This window comes from Pseudomonas sp. Y5-11, from assembly GCF_022368695.1.
In the GTDB taxonomy this organism is placed as follows: domain Bacteria; phylum Pseudomonadota; class Gammaproteobacteria; order Pseudomonadales; family Pseudomonadaceae; genus Aquipseudomonas; species Aquipseudomonas parakoreensis.
This window is the reverse complement of record NZ_CP058974.1, coordinates 1353189-1368927: the sequence shown is the minus strand read 5'-3', so window position 1 is coordinate 1368927 and position 15739 is coordinate 1353189. Positions and strand designations below refer to the sequence as shown.

Below are 15739 nucleotides of genomic sequence, written 5' to 3'. Positions count from 1 at the left end.
GCATATCACTGCGGGTTGGCACGAGTGCTGGAAAGCAACGATTTCAGGTTGGCAGCCTTAGGCTTCACCAGCCAGAAACGACGCAGGTAGTCATCAAGGTTCTCGGCGAGTTCACGACCCCACTCGCTCTCGGTTTCCTTGACGTACTCGTTCAGCACGTTCTGCAGGTGGCTGCGGTAGGCTTCCATCGCCTCGCCGCTGATCCGCTGGATTTCCACCAGTTCGTGATTGACCCGGTCAACGAAGGTGTTGTCCTGGTCGAGCACGTAGGCGAAACCACCGGTCATGCCAGAGCCGAAGTTGTAACCGGTCTTGCCCAGGACGCAGACGAAACCACCGGTCATGTACTCGCAGCAGTGATCGCCAGTGCCTTCCACAACGGTGTGGGCACCGGAGTTACGCACAGCGAAACGCTCGCCCGCAGTACCAGCGGCGAACAGCTTGCCGCCGGTGGCGCCGTACAGGCAGGTGTTGCCGATGATGGCGCTGTTCTGAGTCTGATAGACGCTGCCCTTCGGCGGCACGATGACCAGTTTGCCGCCGGTCATGCCTTTGCCGACGTAGTCGTTGGCGTCGCCTTCCAGGTACATGTTCAGACCGCCGGCGTTCCACACGCCGAAGCTCTGACCGGCCGTCCCTTTGAAGCGGAAGGTGATCGGCGCATGGGCCATGCCCTGATTGCCGTGCTTGCGCGCGATTTCGCCGGAGATCCGCGCACCGATCGAACGGTCGCAGTTGCAGATGTCCAGGTCGAACTCGGCGCCGCTGAGGTCATTGATCGCCGACGTCGCCATGTCGACCATTTTCTCGGCCAGCAGGCCCTGGTCGAATGGCGGGTTGCGCTCAACGCCGCAGAATTGCGGTTTGTCCGCCGGGATGTGATCGCTGCCCAGCAGGGGGGTCAGATCCAGGTGATGCTGCTTGGCGGTCTGGCCTTCGAGGACTTCCAGCAGATCGGTGCGACCGATCAGCTCTTCGAGAGAGCGCACGCCGAGCTTGGCCAGCCACTCACGGGTTTCTTCGGCAACGTAGGTGAAGAAATTCACCACCATATCGACGGTGCCGATGTAGTGATCCTTGCGCAGCTTCTCGTTCTGGGTCGCGACGCCGGTGGCGCAGTTGTTCAGGTGGCAGATACGCAGGTATTTGCAGCCCAGGGCGATCATCGGCGCAGTACCGAAGCCGAAGCTTTCGGCGCCGAGGATCGCGGCCTTGATCACGTCGAGGCCGGTTTTCAGGCCGCCGTCGGTCTGCACCCGGACTTTGCCGCGCAGGTCGTTGCCGCGCAGGGTCTGGTGGGTTTCAGCCAGGCCGAGTTCCCACGGAGCGCCCGCGTATTTGATCGAGGTCAGCGGCGAAGCACCGGTACCACCGTCGTAGCCGGAGATGGTGATCAAGTCCGCGTAGGCCTTGGCCACACCGGCGGCGATGGTGCCGACGCCTGCTTCCGCTACCAGTTTCACCGAAACCAGCGCCTTCGGGTTGACCTGTTTCAGGTCAAAGATCAGTTGCGACAAGTCTTCGATCGAGTAGATGTCGTGGTGCGGCGGTGGCGAAATCAGGGTCACGCCCGGCACTGCATAACGCAGCTTGGCGATCAGCCCGTTAACCTTACCGCCCGGCAACTGCCCGCCCTCGCCCGGTTTGGCGCCCTGAGCCACCTTGATCTGCAGCACTTCGGCGTTGACCAGGTATTCCGGAGTGACACCGAAACGGCCGGTCGCGACCTGCTTGATTTTCGAACTTTTGATGGTGCCGTAGCGCGCTGGGTCCTCACCGCCTTCGCCGGAGTTGGAACGCGCACCGAGGCGGTTCATGGCTTCGGCCAGGGCTTCGTGAGCTTCCGGCGACAGGGCGCCCAGCGAGATACCGGCGGAGTCGAAGCGCTTGAGCACCGATTCCAGCGGTTCGACTTCACTGATGTCCAGCGGCGTATCGAGGGTCTTGACCTTGAACAGGTCACGGATCATCGACACCGGACGGTTGTCCACCAGCGAGGTGTATTCCTTGAACTTGGCGTAGTCACCCTGCTGCACGGCGGCTTGCAAAGTGTTGACCACGTCCGGGTTGTACGCGTGGTATTCGCCACCGTGGACGAACTTCAGCAGACCGCCCTGCTGGATCGGCTTGCGCGGACTCCAGGCTTCGGTGGCCAGTGCTTTCTGCTCGGCTTCGATGTCGACGAAACGCGCACCCTTGATGCGGCTCGGCACGCCACGGAAACTCAGCTCGCACACTTCTTCGGACAGACCGATGGCTTCGAACAGCTGTGCACCGCGATAGGACGCGATGGTCGAGATGCCCATCTTCGACAGGATCTTCAGCAGGCCTTTGGTGATGCCCTTGCGGTAGTTCTTGAACACCTCGTAGAGGTCACCCAGCACTTCACCGGTACGGATCAGGTCGCCCAGCACTTCGTAGGCCAGGAACGGATAGACCGCCGAGGCGCCGAAACCGATCAACACCGCAAAGTGATGCGGATCGCGGGCGGTCGCGGTTTCCACGAGGATGTTGGAGTCGCAGCGCAGGCCTTTTTCGGTCAGGCGGTGGTGCACCGCGCCGGTGGCCAGCGAAGCGTGGATCGGCAGCTTGCCCGGAGCAATATGGCGGTCACTCAGGACAATCTGGGTACGCCCGGCACGCACGGCTTCTTCAGCCTGATCGGCAACGTTGCGGATCGCCGCTTCGAGGCCGACGCTTTCGTCGTAGTTGAGGTCGATGATCTGCCGCTCGAAACCCGGGCGGTCGAGGTTCATCAGCGAGCGCCACTTGGCCGGCGAGATCACTGGCGAGCTGAGGATCACGCGCGAGGCGTGCTCCGGCGATTCCTGGAAGATGTTGCGCTCGGCACCGAGGCAGATTTCCAGCGACATCACGATCGCTTCACGCAGCGGGTCGATCGGCGGGTTGGTGACCTGCGCGAACTGCTGGCGGAAATAATCGTATGGCGTGCGCACGCGCTGCGACAGCACGGCCATCGGCGTGTCGTCGCCCATCGAACCCACGGCTTCGTAGCCCTGTTCGCCAAGCGGACGCAGCACCTGATCACGCTCTTCGAACGTGACCTGATACATCTTCATGTATTGCTTGAGCTGATCGACGTCGTAGAACGCCGAACCGTGGTCGTTGTCTTCCATGGTCGCCTGGATGCGCAGGGCGTTCTTGCGCAGCCATTGCTTGTACGGATGACGGGACTTCAGACGGTTGTCGATCGCGTCGGTGTCAAGGATCTGCCCGGTTTCGGTGTCCACGGCGAGGATCTGGCCCGGGCCGACACGGCCCTTGGCGATCACGTCTTGCGGCTGGTAATTCCAGACGCCGATTTCCGACGCAACGGTGATGAAGCCGTTGGTGGTGGTGACCCAGCGCGCCGGACGCAGACCGTTACGGTCGAGCAGGCACACCGCGTAACGACCGTCGGTCATTACCACGCCAGCCGGGCCGTCCCACGGCTCCATGTGCATCGAGTTGTACTCGTAGAACGCTCGCAGATCCGGGTCCATGGTTTCAACGTTCTGCCACGCTGGCGGAATGATCATCCGCACGCCACGGAACAGGTCGATGCCACCGGTGACCATCAGTTCGAGCATGTTGTCCATGCTCGAGGAGTCGGAACCGACACGGTTGACCAGCGGCCCGAGTTCTTCCAGATCCATCAGATCGTTGGTGAACTTGGTCCGACGGGCCTGCGCCCAGTTGCGGTTACCGGTAATGGTGTTGATCTCGCCGTTGTGCGCGAGGAAGCGGAATGGCTGGGCCAGCGGCCATTTCGGCAGGGTGTTGGTGGAGAAGCGCTGGTGGAACACGCAGATTGCGGTTTGCAGGCGCTGGTCACCGAGGTCCGGATAGAACGCGGCCAGGTCGGCCGGCATCATCAGGCCTTTATAAATGATGGTCTTGTGCGAAAAGCTGCAGATGTAGTGGTCGGTGTCGGCGGCGTTGGCCACCGACGAGCGACGACGGGCGCTGAACAGCTTGACCGCCATGTCCTGATCGCTCAGGCCTTCACCGCCAATATAGACCTGCTCGATTTGCGGCAGACGCTCAAGTGCCAGGCGGCCGAGGACGCTGGTGTCGATCGGCACTTTGCGCCAGCCGATCAGTTGCAGGCCTTCAGCGAGGATCTCGCGGTTCATGTTCTCGCGAGCGGCTTCGGCCTTGGCCGGATCCTGATTGAAGAAGACCATGCCCACGGCATATTGCTTGGGCAGCTCGACGCTGAAGTTTTCCTGGGCCATCGCCCGCAGGAACGCGTCAGGCTTTTGAATCAGCAGACCGCAACCGTCACCGGTCTTGCCGTCGGCATTAATCCCACCGCGGTGGGTCATGCAGGTCAGGGCCTCGATGGCCGTTTGCAAAAGGGTATGACTGGGCTCGCCCTGCATATGGGCTATCAGGCCGAAACCGCAGTTATCCTTGAATTCATCTGGTTGGTACAGACCTGCTTTCATAGACACTTTCTCACCAGGCTGCCTCTTTACGAGGCAAATTTCTTTTCAATTCAACCACTTGCTTGCCGCGCCGAACGTACGCCGGCTTTGCGGGGGCAAAAGGGTGGTCATTGTACACAGCGACACAGACGCTCACAAATTTGACGACGAAATGTCGCAAATTCATGTCGCATTTGTGAAAGGTTTAAAGCGATCTGCTGTGCTAGTCAAAACTTTTTTAATTCTGACTGCAACGACTCAAAGACTACTGTGACGCAGACACCACAAGGCACGCGACCCGTAGGGGCGGCGCGCACTTGTAGAAATTTTGAGGTGCTTGGAGAGGCGGCCTGGGTAAGACCGCCGAATCTTCAGCGAGTTGTTGCCAGTTCCTGTTGGACGCTGGCGACAGTGCGAGGCCAAGGTTTACCAGCCTGAACCTTCGCTGGCAAGGCCTTGATGGCAGAAACGGCTGCATCACGATTGGCGAAGTTGCCGTAGGTGATCACGTAGAGTGGCTTGCCGTTGAGGACTTTCTTGAAATAACGGTACTCGCCGCCCTGCTCCTTGACGAAGTTTTGCGCGGTCGCTTCGGAGCTGGTGCCGAGGATCTGCACCACATAGTTGCTGGTCGGCTGACCGGCGTACCAGCTGCCACCGGCAGCCTTGGCCACGGTAACCGGCTTCTCGGCCGGTTTGGCGGCAGCAACAGGCTTGGCCGGCGCCGGGGCCGGTTTGGCCGCTGGCGCTGCCGGAGCAGGCTTGGCGGTGGCGACCTGAGTCGGTGCCGGGGTCGGCTTGGCCGCCGGAACAGGCACTGGCGTCGGCGCTGGACCGGCCGGAACACCTGCCGGTGGTGCGGAAGTCGTTACGGTTGGCGGCGTCGCGCTGGAACCTTCAACCGGCACGCCATCGTCACCTTCGGTGATGCCGCCTGCGGCCTCAGCCAACGGGCCGCGCATCACCGGCTGCGAGTTACCGACCAGCGGCAGCGGCATCGGCTGGGTATTGCCGGCGAACTCGACGTTCGGCGCGCCACCCTTGGCGCCTTGGCCCAACGGCAGTTGTGCCTGTTCGTTGGCAGGTGCGCCGGTGGTTGGTGCCTTGTTGCGACCCGGCATCAGCCAGGCGGCGGCGACCGCGACCACAACGACGGCGGAAATCGCCAATACGTGTTTCTTCGGCATGTTGAACCCCATACTTGGACGCTTGACCGCAGAGCGGCTGGCAATCATGACTTCGATCAGTGCATCGCGAGCGACCTGGTTGATGTTGCCAGGCCAACCCTCCGAGCTTTCGTGAATCTCAGAGATCTGATCCGCGGTAAAAAGTTCGACACCCCGGCCCGCACCTTCGAGCCGTTGGTCGAGATATTCGCGGGTCTCTTCTTCGGTGTACGGCTGCAATTCGATGACGTGGAAGCGCTCTTCCTCGAGGTGCAAGGCCTCGAGCTGCGCGATCAGCGACGATTCACCGAACAGGAACACGTGCGGACGCCCTTCCGGTGCACCGGCACCCAGCGCCATCAGCGCTTCGAGCGCAGATTCGTCGAGCTGCTCGGCATCATCCACCAGCAGATAGACTTCCTGACCAGTGAGCGCCAGTTGTACCACCTGCGCCAGAATCGCGCCGACCTCGGCCTGCCCAACATCCAGCGCCTGAGCAACCTGACGCAGCACGCCGGCGGCATCGCCCGCTCCACGGGCCGATACCACAACGCTTTGCACCGATTGCTTGTTGGTGCTGGCTACCAGCGCCTGGCGCAGCAGGGTCTTGCCGCTGCCTTGCGGGCCAGTGACCACCAGCAGCAACTGGCTGTAACGCGCCAGATGGTGCAGTTGCCCCAGCACCGGCTTGCGCTGGGCCGGGAAGAATTTGAAGCCCGGCACCCGCGGCGCGAAAGGGTCGTGACTTAACTGGAAATGGCCGAGGAACGCCTCGTCGGCATGCAAACTAGTCATCGGAATCTTATTAACCTTTAAGCTGAGCCAGAGCGCGGTAATCCGCTCCCAGCGTGGCCTGTAGAACCTCTTTCGGATAATCGGCGGTCACCACCGCTTCGCCCATCCGGCGCAGCAGCACCAGGCGCAGACGACCGTCGATCACTTTTTTATCAATTGCCATGTGTTCGAGAAAATCGGCTTCGGTCATTTCTTCCGGCGGGATCACCGGCAGACCGGCACGCTGGAACAGACGAATGCCGCGATCACGTTCCTGTTCGCTGATCCAGCCCAGGCGCGCGGACATGTCCAGCGCCATCACGGTGCCAGCGGCGACCGCCTCACCATGCAACCAGACACCATAGCCCATGTGGGTCTCGATGGCGTGGCCGAAGGTGTGGCCGAGGTTGAGCGTGGCACGCACGCCGGTTTCCTTCTCATCGGCACCGACCACCGCAGCCTTGGCCGCGCAGGAACGCTCGATGGCGTAGGTCAGGGCCTTCTGATCCAGTGCGCGCAGGGCGTCGATGTTTTCTTCAAGCCAGCTCAGGAACGGCTCGTCGCAGATCAGCCCGTACTTGATGACTTCGGCCAGACCGGCCGACAGCTCACGCGCCGGCAGGGTTTTCAGCGATGCGGTATCGATCAGCACGACGTTCGGCTGATAGAACGCGCCAACCATGTTCTTGCCCAAAGGATGGTTGATACCGGTCTTGCCACCCACCGACGAATCGACCTGGGACAGCAGCGTGGTAGGAATCTGGATGAAATCGACGCCGCGCTGGTAGCAGGCGGCGGCAAAACCGGCCATGTCACCGATGACCCCGCCGCCGAGGGCGATGATCGTGGTTCGACGGTCGTGACGGGCGGTCAACAGGCCGTCGAAGATCAGTTGCAGGGTTTCCCAGTTCTTGAAGGCTTCGCCGTCAGGCAACACCACGGAAATCACCGAGAACGGCGCAAGGCTGCGGGTCAGACGTTCGAGATAGAGCGGCGCCACGGTCTCGTTGGAGATGATTGCCACCTGCCGCCCGTGGATATGCGGCGCCAGCAACTCGGGCTGATCCAACAAACCTTCGCCAATATGAATCGGGTAGCTGCGCTCGCCTAGATCGACCTTGAGTGTCTGCATGTGTCCCCACAGTGAAGATGGAAGCAGGCGTCCTGCCTTGAATTATTGGATGTCCGCGACCTTTAGCTGATGTGACGCCGCTCGCACGCCATCCGCCACAACCTCGACGGCGGTGACCGGACGCCGAGGATAGCGCATTTCGGGCGGCGCTTTAACGGGGTGGAAGCTGTGCCAGACGGTCGAGAATATCGAGCACCACCATGCGCGGTGGCCGTTCGTCGGTTTCCACCACCAGATCGGCGATCTCCCGATAGAGCGGATCGCGGATCTCCAGCAGGTCTCGCAGGGTTTTCGCCGGATCGGCGGTGCGCAGCAAAGGACGATTGCGATCGCGCGACGTACGCCCGACCTGCTGCTCGACGGAGGCGTGCAGATACACCACCCGTCCGCCCGCGTGCAGGGCCTTGCGGTTGGCATCACGCATCACCGCGCCGCCACCGGTCGCCAGCACCACGCCGTCGAACGCGCACAGCTCGGCGATCATCGCCTGCTCACGGTCACGAAAGCCGGGCTCACCTTCCTTGTCGAAGATCCACGGGATATTGGCGCCCGTGCGCAGTTCAATTTCCTTGTCGGAATCTTTGAACGGCAGGCGCAGCTCTTTGGCCAGCAACCGGCCGATGGTGCTTTTTCCAGCGCCCATCGGTCCTACAAGAATCAAATTTCGCACAGAATCAACGACTCACAGCAATCGCCTGGTTATTCATGATACGCGGAGTGAGAAATACCAGCAGCTCGGATTTTTTCTCCGAAACCACATCACGCCGGAAAAGGCGGCCAAGATACGGCACATCGCCAAGAAATGGCACCTTATCTACGACCTTGCTTTGAGTATTTGAGAAAACGCCCCCAATCACGATGGTCTCACCGTCGTTTACCAGCACTTTGGCGTTGACTTCGTTCTTCTTGATCGGCGGCACATCCTGCACCTTGTTCAAGTAGTCCGGTTCGTCCTTGGTGACCTTGACCTCCATGATGATGCGGTTGTCGGGGGTGATCTGCGGCGTCACTTCCAGCGACAGCGAAGCCTCCTTGAACGACACCGACGTCGCACCGCTGGAGCTGGCTTCCTGGTACGGAATCTCGGTGCCTTTGAGGATTTTCGCGGTCTCCTTGTCGGAGGTAACCACTTTCGGCTGGGAGACGATTTCACCATTGCCGGTCTTTTCCATGGCGGTCAGCTCAAGATCGAGCAACACGTTGTCGGTGATAAAAGCGATGCCGATCCCGGATGTGTTACCGACCGTGCCCATGTCGACGAACGGCGAGTTGGTGCTGGTACTGCCCGGTGTGCCGATGGTGGTCGAGGTGCCGTTACTGACCCCGGAGGTGTTCCAGTTACCCTTGTTCTGGATCGAACCGCCCCAGCGCACGCCCAGGCTCTTGTCATAATCGACGTTGGCTTCGACGATCCGCGCTTCGATCATCACCTGACGCACCGGGATATCCAGCTGCGCCACGATCCGCCGCAGTTCGTCGAGGCGATCCTGGGTCTGGTAGGCAATGATGTTGTTGGTCCGTTCATCGACCGTGATCGAGCCGCGTTCATCGATTTTCGCTTCGGCGCTGGTGACCGACTGGAATAGCTTGGCAATGTCCGCCGCTTTGGCGTAGTTCACTTGCAGCAGCTCGCGACGCAGCGGTGCCAACTCAGCGATCTGCTTCTGCGATTCCAGTTCCTGGCGTTCGCGGGCGGCGATTTCGTCGGCCGGCGCCACCAGCAACACGTTGCCGATCTTGCGTTTATCCAACCCCTTGGTCTTCAGCACCAGGTCCAGCGCCTGGTCCCACGGCACGTTCTGCAGACGCAAGGTGATCCCGCCCTGCACCGTATCGCTGGCCACCAGATTGAGGTTGGTGAAATCGGCGATCAGTTGCAGCACCGAGCGCACGTCGATGTCCTGGAAATTCAGCGAAAGCTTTTCGCCGCTGTAGCTGTTGCGGTCGGCATTGCGCTTTTGCAGATCATCGACGGTCATCGGGCGAATGCTGACGGTCAGCTTGTTATCGGTCTGGTAGGTGGAATAGTCGAACGTGCCGCTGGGTTCGACGGTGATGACCGCACGATCGCCAGTGGCGGCGGCATTGACGAACTGCACCGGGGTGGCGAAGTCCTTGACGTCGAGGCGTACCCGCAGCCTGTCGGGCAACTGGGTGCGGGCAAAGCTGAGAATGATCTTGCCGTCATGCTCCTGGATGTCGGGGGCGATGGTCGGGTCGGAAAGGTCGATGACCACGTTCCCCTCCCCTGCAGTACCGCGCTGGAAATCGACGCCACGAATGGTTTTGGCGACAGGGGTGTAAGCCTTCGCCGGAGCCGCAAACGGTCGCGGCGCAGCAGCGGCAGGCTTTGGCGCAGCAGGCTTGGCGCCCTGCCCGACCACCACGAACAGATTGTTGCCCTCGACCCGTGAGGTATACGGCGTCAGTTGCGTCAGATTGATGATCAGACGCGTACGGTCGCTGGCTTCGACCACTGTCGCACTGCGGGCGTTGCCGCTGCCCAGATCGCGGGTCTTGTTCGTCAGTTGGCTGGCGACACCCGGCAGATCCAGGGCGATTCGCGCCGGCGATTCGGTGGTGTAGCCCTTGGGTTGCGGTGGCGGGCCGTCAAACGCCAGCTTCAACTCGATACGGTCACCCGGTAACGCCGCAACATCCAGCGCCTGGAGACTGGCCGCCTGAACCATCGGTGAAAGCAGCGCTATCCATAGCGAAAAACCGAGGGTGGAGAAAATCCTGTTCATTGTTCGACTTCCACTATGAGTGCTCTTTCAAAGGAATGGTGCGCGGACGTTCCAGCCAGGCGCCTTCGCCGTCGGGCACGATCTCGACCACATCGACCTGAGTGGCGCTGATAGCGACAATGCGCCCATCGTTGCGCCCCAGGTAGTCGCCGACTTTCAACCGATGCACACCGCCCGCCCCACGCAGCAACGCAAAGGAGCCGGAAGCATTGGAGATCGTGCCGACCATTTCAAACTGCTCGATGTTGAAACCTTCGAGGTATTGCTTGACCCGGTTGGGGTCGGGTTTGACGTTACGCGAGCCGCGCTGGTGCCCGGCCAGATCGACTCGCACCTGACGCGAGAACGGGCTGCGCAGGTTGGCCGCGCTGTAGGTGAACGTGGGATAGGAATGAAACGTCGGCGTCGGCTCGATCCGGCCGGCCGGCCGCAGACGTACTTCGTTCATGTAAGCGTCGAGGTCACTGAACTCGTCACTGCTGCCGCAACCACTGAGGCCGAACAACAGCACTGACAGGGCGAAAAAACGAATCGGGGTCATTTGTCCAACCCCTTGTCGTTGTAGCGGTATGTCTTGGCGAGGATGTTCATACGCAGCTTCGTCCCGCCGTCGGGGCTGGCAGGTGCCAGTTCGAAATCGTGCAAGGTGACGATCCGTGGCAACCCGGCAACCCCACTGACGAACGTCGCAAGGTCGTGGTAAGCCCCGGTGACGGTGATCTGGATCGGCAACTCGATGTAGAACGGCTGAGTCACTTCCGGCAGCAGTTTGATCTCTTCGAATTCGAGACCGCTGCCCAGCCCGGTGCGGGTGATGTCTTCGAGTAATCCCGGGACTTCGGTGTCGCTGGGCAACTGCCGCAGGAGCACGCCAAAAGTGTTTTCCATCTCCTTCATCTGCTGGGTGTACAACTCCAGGTTGGCGGCCATGCGCGCCTTGCTGGCGAATTGCTCTTTCAAGGTGTCTTCTTCCTGACGCCTGGCTTCCAGCTGGTTTTCCATGTCGCTGATGAAAAAGTTGTAGCCAAGCGCCAGCACCAGCACCGCCAGGAACACTCCCGCGATGCTTTTCACCGCGGCCGGCCAGGAGCCGATATTGCTGGTGTCCAGATCGTTGAAGTCGATATTGCGCAGACTTTGCAGCCATTCGGACGGTTTCATTTGTCGCCCTCCGTCACAGCCGGCTGGGTCTGACGAACGGTCAGCTGAAAGACGTTGGCCTGGTCCACCTGACCGGCAGTCGTCGCTTTCACTTCATTGAGACTCGGCGCGTCGAACCAGTCGGAGGCATCCAGATTGCGCATCAGCTCCGAAACGCGATTGTTCGACTCCGCCGCGCCGCTGATCGACAGCGTCTTGCCGGCCAGTTTCACGCTGGTGAAATACACCCCGTCCGGCAGCGTGCGCGCCAGTTGGTCGAAGATCCGCCCGCTGATCTGCCGGTTGCCCTGCAAGTCCTGGATGATGCGCATGCGCTCGACCAGTTGCTGGCGCCGCGCCTTGAGTTCGCTGATCTGCTTGATTCGTTCGTCGACCACGGCAATCTGTTTGCCGATGTAGGCATTGCGTGCGGCCTGCCGCTCGATGGCGGTACTGAAGACCTGATCGGCGATAAATACCGCGCCCACCGAGCCGACGAAGACTCCAATCAGAATCAGCAGGAAACGCTTGCGCCGCTCTTCGCGGCGTTCTTCACGCCAGGGGAGAAGGTTGATCCGCGCCATCAGTCGAAACTCCTGAGCGCGAGCCCGCAGGCGATCATCAGGGCCGGCGCGTCACTGGCCAGGGCCCCGGCGTTGACCTTGCTGCTCAAGGCCATGTCGGAAAACGGGTTGGCGACCTGGGTCGGGGTGCCCAGACGCTGCTCGATCAGGCGATCCAGCCCCGGTACCGAGGCGGTGCCGCCGGCCAGCAGAATATGATCGACCGAATGGTACTGCCCGGAGGCGAAAAAGAACTGCAATGATCGCGAGACCTGCTGCACCAGGGCGTCACGGAATGGCTGCAACACCTCGCTGACATAGTCATCCGGCAGACCGCCCTGCTTTTTCGCCAGTCCGGCCTGCTCGACGGTCAGACCGTAGCGGCGCTGGATTTCCTCGGTCAGTTGCCGGCCACCGAACAGTTGCTCGCGGGTATAGATGATGCGGCCGTTGTGCAGGACGCTGAGGGTGGTCATGGTGGCGCCGATGTCCACCACGGCGACAGTCAGGCGCTCCTGCGATGCGGCCAATTGAGTGGCGAGCAGGCCGAACGAGCGTTCCAGCGCGTAGGCCTCGACGTCGACCACGCGCGCAGTCAGCCCGGCCAGCGCCAGCGCTGCCTCGCGCACTTCGACATTCTCCTTGCGACAGGCGGCCAGCAGCACGTTGACCCGCTCCGGGTTGCGCGGCGACACACCCTGGACCTCGAAATCGATGGCGACCTCGTCCAGCGGATAGGGGATGTATTGATCGGCCTCGATCTTGAGCTGGTTTTCCAGTTCGTCATCGGTCAGCCCGGCATCCATCTCGATGATCTTGGTAATCACCGCTGAACCGGCCACCGCCACCGCCACGCTTTTGAGGCCGGTCCGCGCCTTGACCAGCACGCGGGACAAGGCATTGCCCACGCCTTCGAGCTCGGCGATGTTCTTTTCAACCACGGCGTTGGGCGGCAGCGGCTCAACCGCGTAGGCCTCGACGCGGTAGCGGTCACCCTGACGGCTCAGTTCCAAAAGCTTCACCGAAGTGGAGCTGATGTCGATCCCCAGTAACGCATTGGTCTTTTTATTGAAGAGTCCCAGCACTACCAATTCCCTATGACTTTCCGTGAGTTACGGACTCTGTAATACGCATTGCGTTCCTTCACCCCGCCTTGACAGAAGCGCAAATGACGCCCCCAGCAGAAAAGTGCTTATAATGCCCAGCGTTTTTTTCCGCTTTTTACTGCCGGCCCAGGCTGTTCCGTGTGTTACCGGAACCCTGTCGCCACATTCATTCTTTGCCCTGGATGCCCAAAAGCCTTGATTCGTCTGCTGAAATTTTTCGGTTGGTCCATCGTCGCCGTTTTCTGCGGACTGCTTTTAGGTCTCAGCGGCGCGTTTCTTTACCTTAGTCCGGGTTTGCCGTCTGTGGAGGCGCTGAGAAGCATTCAGTTGCAGATTCCGCTGCGGGTCTACAGCAGCGACAACAAGTTGATCGCAGAATTTGGCGAAATGCGCCGCACTCCGATCCGTTTCGCCGACATTCCGCCCAATTTCATTAATGCGTTACTAAGTGCTGAAGACGACAATTTCGCCAACCACTATGGCGTCGATCCTAGCAGCCTGATGCGTGCCGCGACCCAACTGGTCAAAAGCGGGCACATCCAGTCCGGCGGCAGCACCATCACCATGCAGGTGGCGAAGAACTTCTTCCTGACCAGCGAACGCAGCTTCTCGCGCAAAACCACCGAGATTCTCCTGGCCCTGCAGATCGAACGGCAGTTGACCAAGGACGAGATCCTTGAGCTGTACGTAAACAAGATTTATCTGGGTAACCGCGCCTATGGCATCGAGGCGGCGGCTCAGGTGTATTACGGCAAGTCGATCCGCGACGTCAGCCTGGCGCAGATGGCAATGATCGCCGGCCTGCCAAAAGCCCCGTCGCGCTTCAACCCGCTGGCCAACCCGGCGCGCAGCAAGGAACGCCGCGACTGGATCCTCGGCCGCATGTACAAGCTTGGAAAAATTTCCGAAGCCGACTACACCGCCGCGATCAACGAGCCGCTGAACGCCAGCTATCACGTACCGACCCCGGAAGTGAACGCACCGTACATCGCCGAGATGGCCCGTGCGGAAATGGTCGGCCGCTATGGCAGCGACGCCTATACAGAAGGTTTCCGCGTCACCACCACCGTGCCGAGCAACCTGCAGGAAATGGCCAACACCGCACTGCACGAAGGCCTGATGACCTACGACCAGCGTCACGGCTACCGTGGCCCCGAGTCGCGCCTGCCGGGCAAGACTCACGAAGCGTGGGCCACCGAACTGACCAAGCAGCGCACCATCAGCAGCCTGGAGCCGGCCATCGTCACCCAGGTCGACAAGAATGGCTTGCAGGTGCTGACCCGTACCGGCGAAGAGCACGTCGCCTGGGACACCATGAAATGGGCGCGCCCGTTCCTCAATACCAACAGCATGGGCGCCGCACCGCGTCAGCCGTCGGACGTGGCGCAGGTCGGCGACCTGATTCGCGTGCAGCGTCAGCCGAACAATTCGCTGAAGTTCAGCCAGATCCCGCAGGCGCAAGGCGCGCTGGTGTCGCTGGATCCACAGAACGGCGCGATTCGCTCGCTGGTCGGTGGTTTCGCCTTCGAACAGAGCAACTACAACCGCGCCCTGCAGGCCAAGCGTCAGCCGGGTTCGAGCTTCAAGCCGTTCGTCTACAGCGCTGCGCTGGACAGCGGTTACACCGCCGCGACCCTGGTCAACGACGCCCCGATCGTGTTCGTCGACGAGTACCTGGACAAAGTCTGGCGGCCGAAGAACGACACCAACACCTTCCTCGGCCCGATCCGCTTGCGCGAGGCGCTGTACAAGTCGCGTAACCTGGTGTCGATCCGTTTGTTGCAGGCGATGGGTGTCGGCAAGACCATCGACTACATCACCCGCTTCGGTTTCAACAAGCAGGACCTGCCGCCGAACCTGTCGCTGGCGCTGGGCACCGCGACCCTGACCCCGATGGAGATCGCTACCGGCTGGAGCACTTTCGCCAACGGCGGCTACAAGATCACCCCGTACATCATCGACAAGATCGAAAGCCGCAACGGCGACACGCTGTTCGTCGCCAACCCGCCGACCGTGCCACAGGGCGGCTCGGCGACCGATGGCATCGCCGCGCCGACGCCTCAGCCGATTACTGTCAACGCCGCCGCGGCTCCGGGTGAAGCCCCGGGCGCCGCGACTGCGCCACAAACGCCTGCGGTGGCTGAGCGAATTGTCGATGGCCGCACCACGTACATCCTCAACAGCATGCTGCAGGACGTGATCAAGCTCGGCACCGGCCGCCGCGCGCTGGCCATGGGTCGCAGCGACATCGCGGGCAAGACCGGTACCACCAACGAATCGAAGGATGCGTGGTTCTCCGGTTACAACGCCGATTACGTGACCACCGTGTGGACCGGCTTCGACCAGCCGGAAAGTCTCGGTCGCCGCGAGTTCGGTGGCACCGTGGCGTTGCCGATCTGGATGAACTACATGTCGGCGGCACTGAAGGACAAGCCGCCGCATGTGCAGCCTGAGCCGGAAGGCATCCTCAGCTTGCGGGTGGATCCGGTCAGCGGTCGTGCCGCCACCCCGAGCACACCGGGTGCCTACTTCGAGCTGTTCAAGGCCGAAGACACGCCGCCTTCGGTGAATGAACTGGGCAACGGTGCCGTACCGGGCAGCCCGCTGCCAGCGGATGAGCAGGCGCCGATCGATCTGTTCTGATCCAGCGTCATTGAAAAGCCCCGCCTTCGAGAGAAGAG

General features: G+C 61.2%; 10 protein-coding genes. 1 reads left to right on the top strand and 9 read right to left on the bottom strand.

The features are described from left to right. Positions 1 to 5: 5 nt before the first annotated feature. The 9 genes from gltB to HXW87_RS06050 all read right to left on the bottom strand — a co-directional run bounded on the left by gltB (position 6) and on the right by HXW87_RS06050 (position 13037). Entirely contained in the window at positions 6 to 4451 is a 4446-nt protein-coding gene (gene gltB, locus HXW87_RS06090; RefSeq protein ID WP_047290896.1) for a glutamate synthase large subunit, read from the bottom strand. 350 nt (positions 4452 to 4801) lie between these two features. After that, positions 4802 to 6391: an AAA family ATPase gene (locus HXW87_RS06085; RefSeq protein WP_131670928.1), complete on the bottom strand. Its 1590-nt coding sequence runs from the start codon at positions 6389 to 6391 to the stop codon at positions 4802 to 4804. A 10-nt stretch (positions 6392 to 6401) separates the two neighbouring features. Then, positions 6402 to 7502, bottom strand: coding sequence for a 3-dehydroquinate synthase (gene aroB, locus HXW87_RS06080; protein ID WP_041074910.1), 1101 nt, complete (start codon positions 7500 to 7502; stop codon positions 6402 to 6404). A 151-nt stretch (positions 7503 to 7653) separates the two neighbouring features. Further along, positions 7654 to 8172, bottom strand: a complete 519-nt coding sequence (gene aroK, locus HXW87_RS06075; protein ID WP_027611316.1) for a shikimate kinase AroK — start codon at positions 8170 to 8172, stop codon at positions 7654 to 7656. 4 nt (positions 8173 to 8176) lie between these two features. After that, positions 8177 to 10249, bottom strand: coding sequence for a type IV pilus secretin PilQ (gene pilQ / locus HXW87_RS06070; protein WP_239778576.1), 2073 nt, complete (start codon positions 10247 to 10249; stop codon positions 8177 to 8179). A gap of 13 nt (positions 10250 to 10262) precedes the next feature. After that, positions 10263 to 10790 carry a pilus assembly protein PilP gene (locus tag HXW87_RS06065; RefSeq protein ID WP_047290893.1) on the bottom strand — a complete coding sequence of 176 codons (528 nt, stop codon included), beginning with the start codon at positions 10788 to 10790 and terminating at the stop codon, positions 10263 to 10265. After that, on the bottom strand, positions 10787 to 11410 hold the full coding sequence (gene pilO, locus HXW87_RS06060; RefSeq protein WP_047290892.1) for a type 4a pilus biogenesis protein PilO: 624 nt from the start codon (positions 11408 to 11410) through the stop codon (positions 10787 to 10789). The genes HXW87_RS06065 and pilO overlap by 4 nt, the downstream gene beginning before the upstream one ends. Beyond that, on the bottom strand, positions 11407 to 11973 hold the full coding sequence (locus HXW87_RS06055; protein WP_047290891.1) for a PilN domain-containing protein: 567 nt from the start codon (positions 11971 to 11973) through the stop codon (positions 11407 to 11409). The genes pilO and HXW87_RS06055 overlap by 4 nt, the downstream gene beginning before the upstream one ends. After that, positions 11973 to 13037: a pilus assembly protein PilM gene (locus HXW87_RS06050; protein WP_239778575.1), complete on the bottom strand. Its 1065-nt coding sequence runs from the start codon at positions 13035 to 13037 to the stop codon at positions 11973 to 11975. The genes HXW87_RS06055 and HXW87_RS06050 overlap by 1 nt, the downstream gene beginning before the upstream one ends. A gap of 216 nt (positions 13038 to 13253) precedes the next feature. Here HXW87_RS06050 and HXW87_RS06045 point away from each other — a divergent pair, with 216 nt between their 5' ends. Next, entirely contained in the window at positions 13254 to 15701 is a 2448-nt protein-coding gene (locus tag HXW87_RS06045; RefSeq protein ID WP_121183294.1) for a penicillin-binding protein 1A, read from the top strand. Positions 15702 to 15739 lie beyond the last annotated feature (38 nt).

Bases quoted from the DNA above. Each gene is read 5' to 3' on its own strand.
- aroB (WP_041074910.1), bottom strand. From the start codon at position 7,502: ATGCAGACACTCAAGGTCGATCTAGGCGAGCGCAGCTACCCGATTCAT.
- HXW87_RS06055 (WP_047290891.1), bottom strand. From the start codon at position 11,973: ATGGCGCGGATCAACCTTCTCCCCTGGCGTGAAGAACGCCGCGAAGAG.
- HXW87_RS06085 (WP_131670928.1), bottom strand. From the start codon at position 6,391: ATGACTAGTTTGCATGCCGACGAGGCGTTCCTCGGCCATTTCCAGTTA.
- gltB (WP_047290896.1), bottom strand. From the start codon at position 4,451: ATGAAAGCAGGTCTGTACCAACCAGATGAATTCAAGGATAACTGCGGT.
- pilO (WP_047290892.1), bottom strand. From the start codon at position 11,410: ATGAAACCGTCCGAATGGCTGCAAAGTCTGCGCAATATCGACTTCAAC.
- HXW87_RS06065 (WP_047290893.1), bottom strand. From the start codon at position 10,790: ATGACCCCGATTCGTTTTTTCGCCCTGTCAGTGCTGTTGTTCGGCCTC.
- pilQ (WP_239778576.1), bottom strand. From the start codon at position 10,249: ATGAACAGGATTTTCTCCACCCTCGGTTTTTCGCTATGGATAGCGCTG.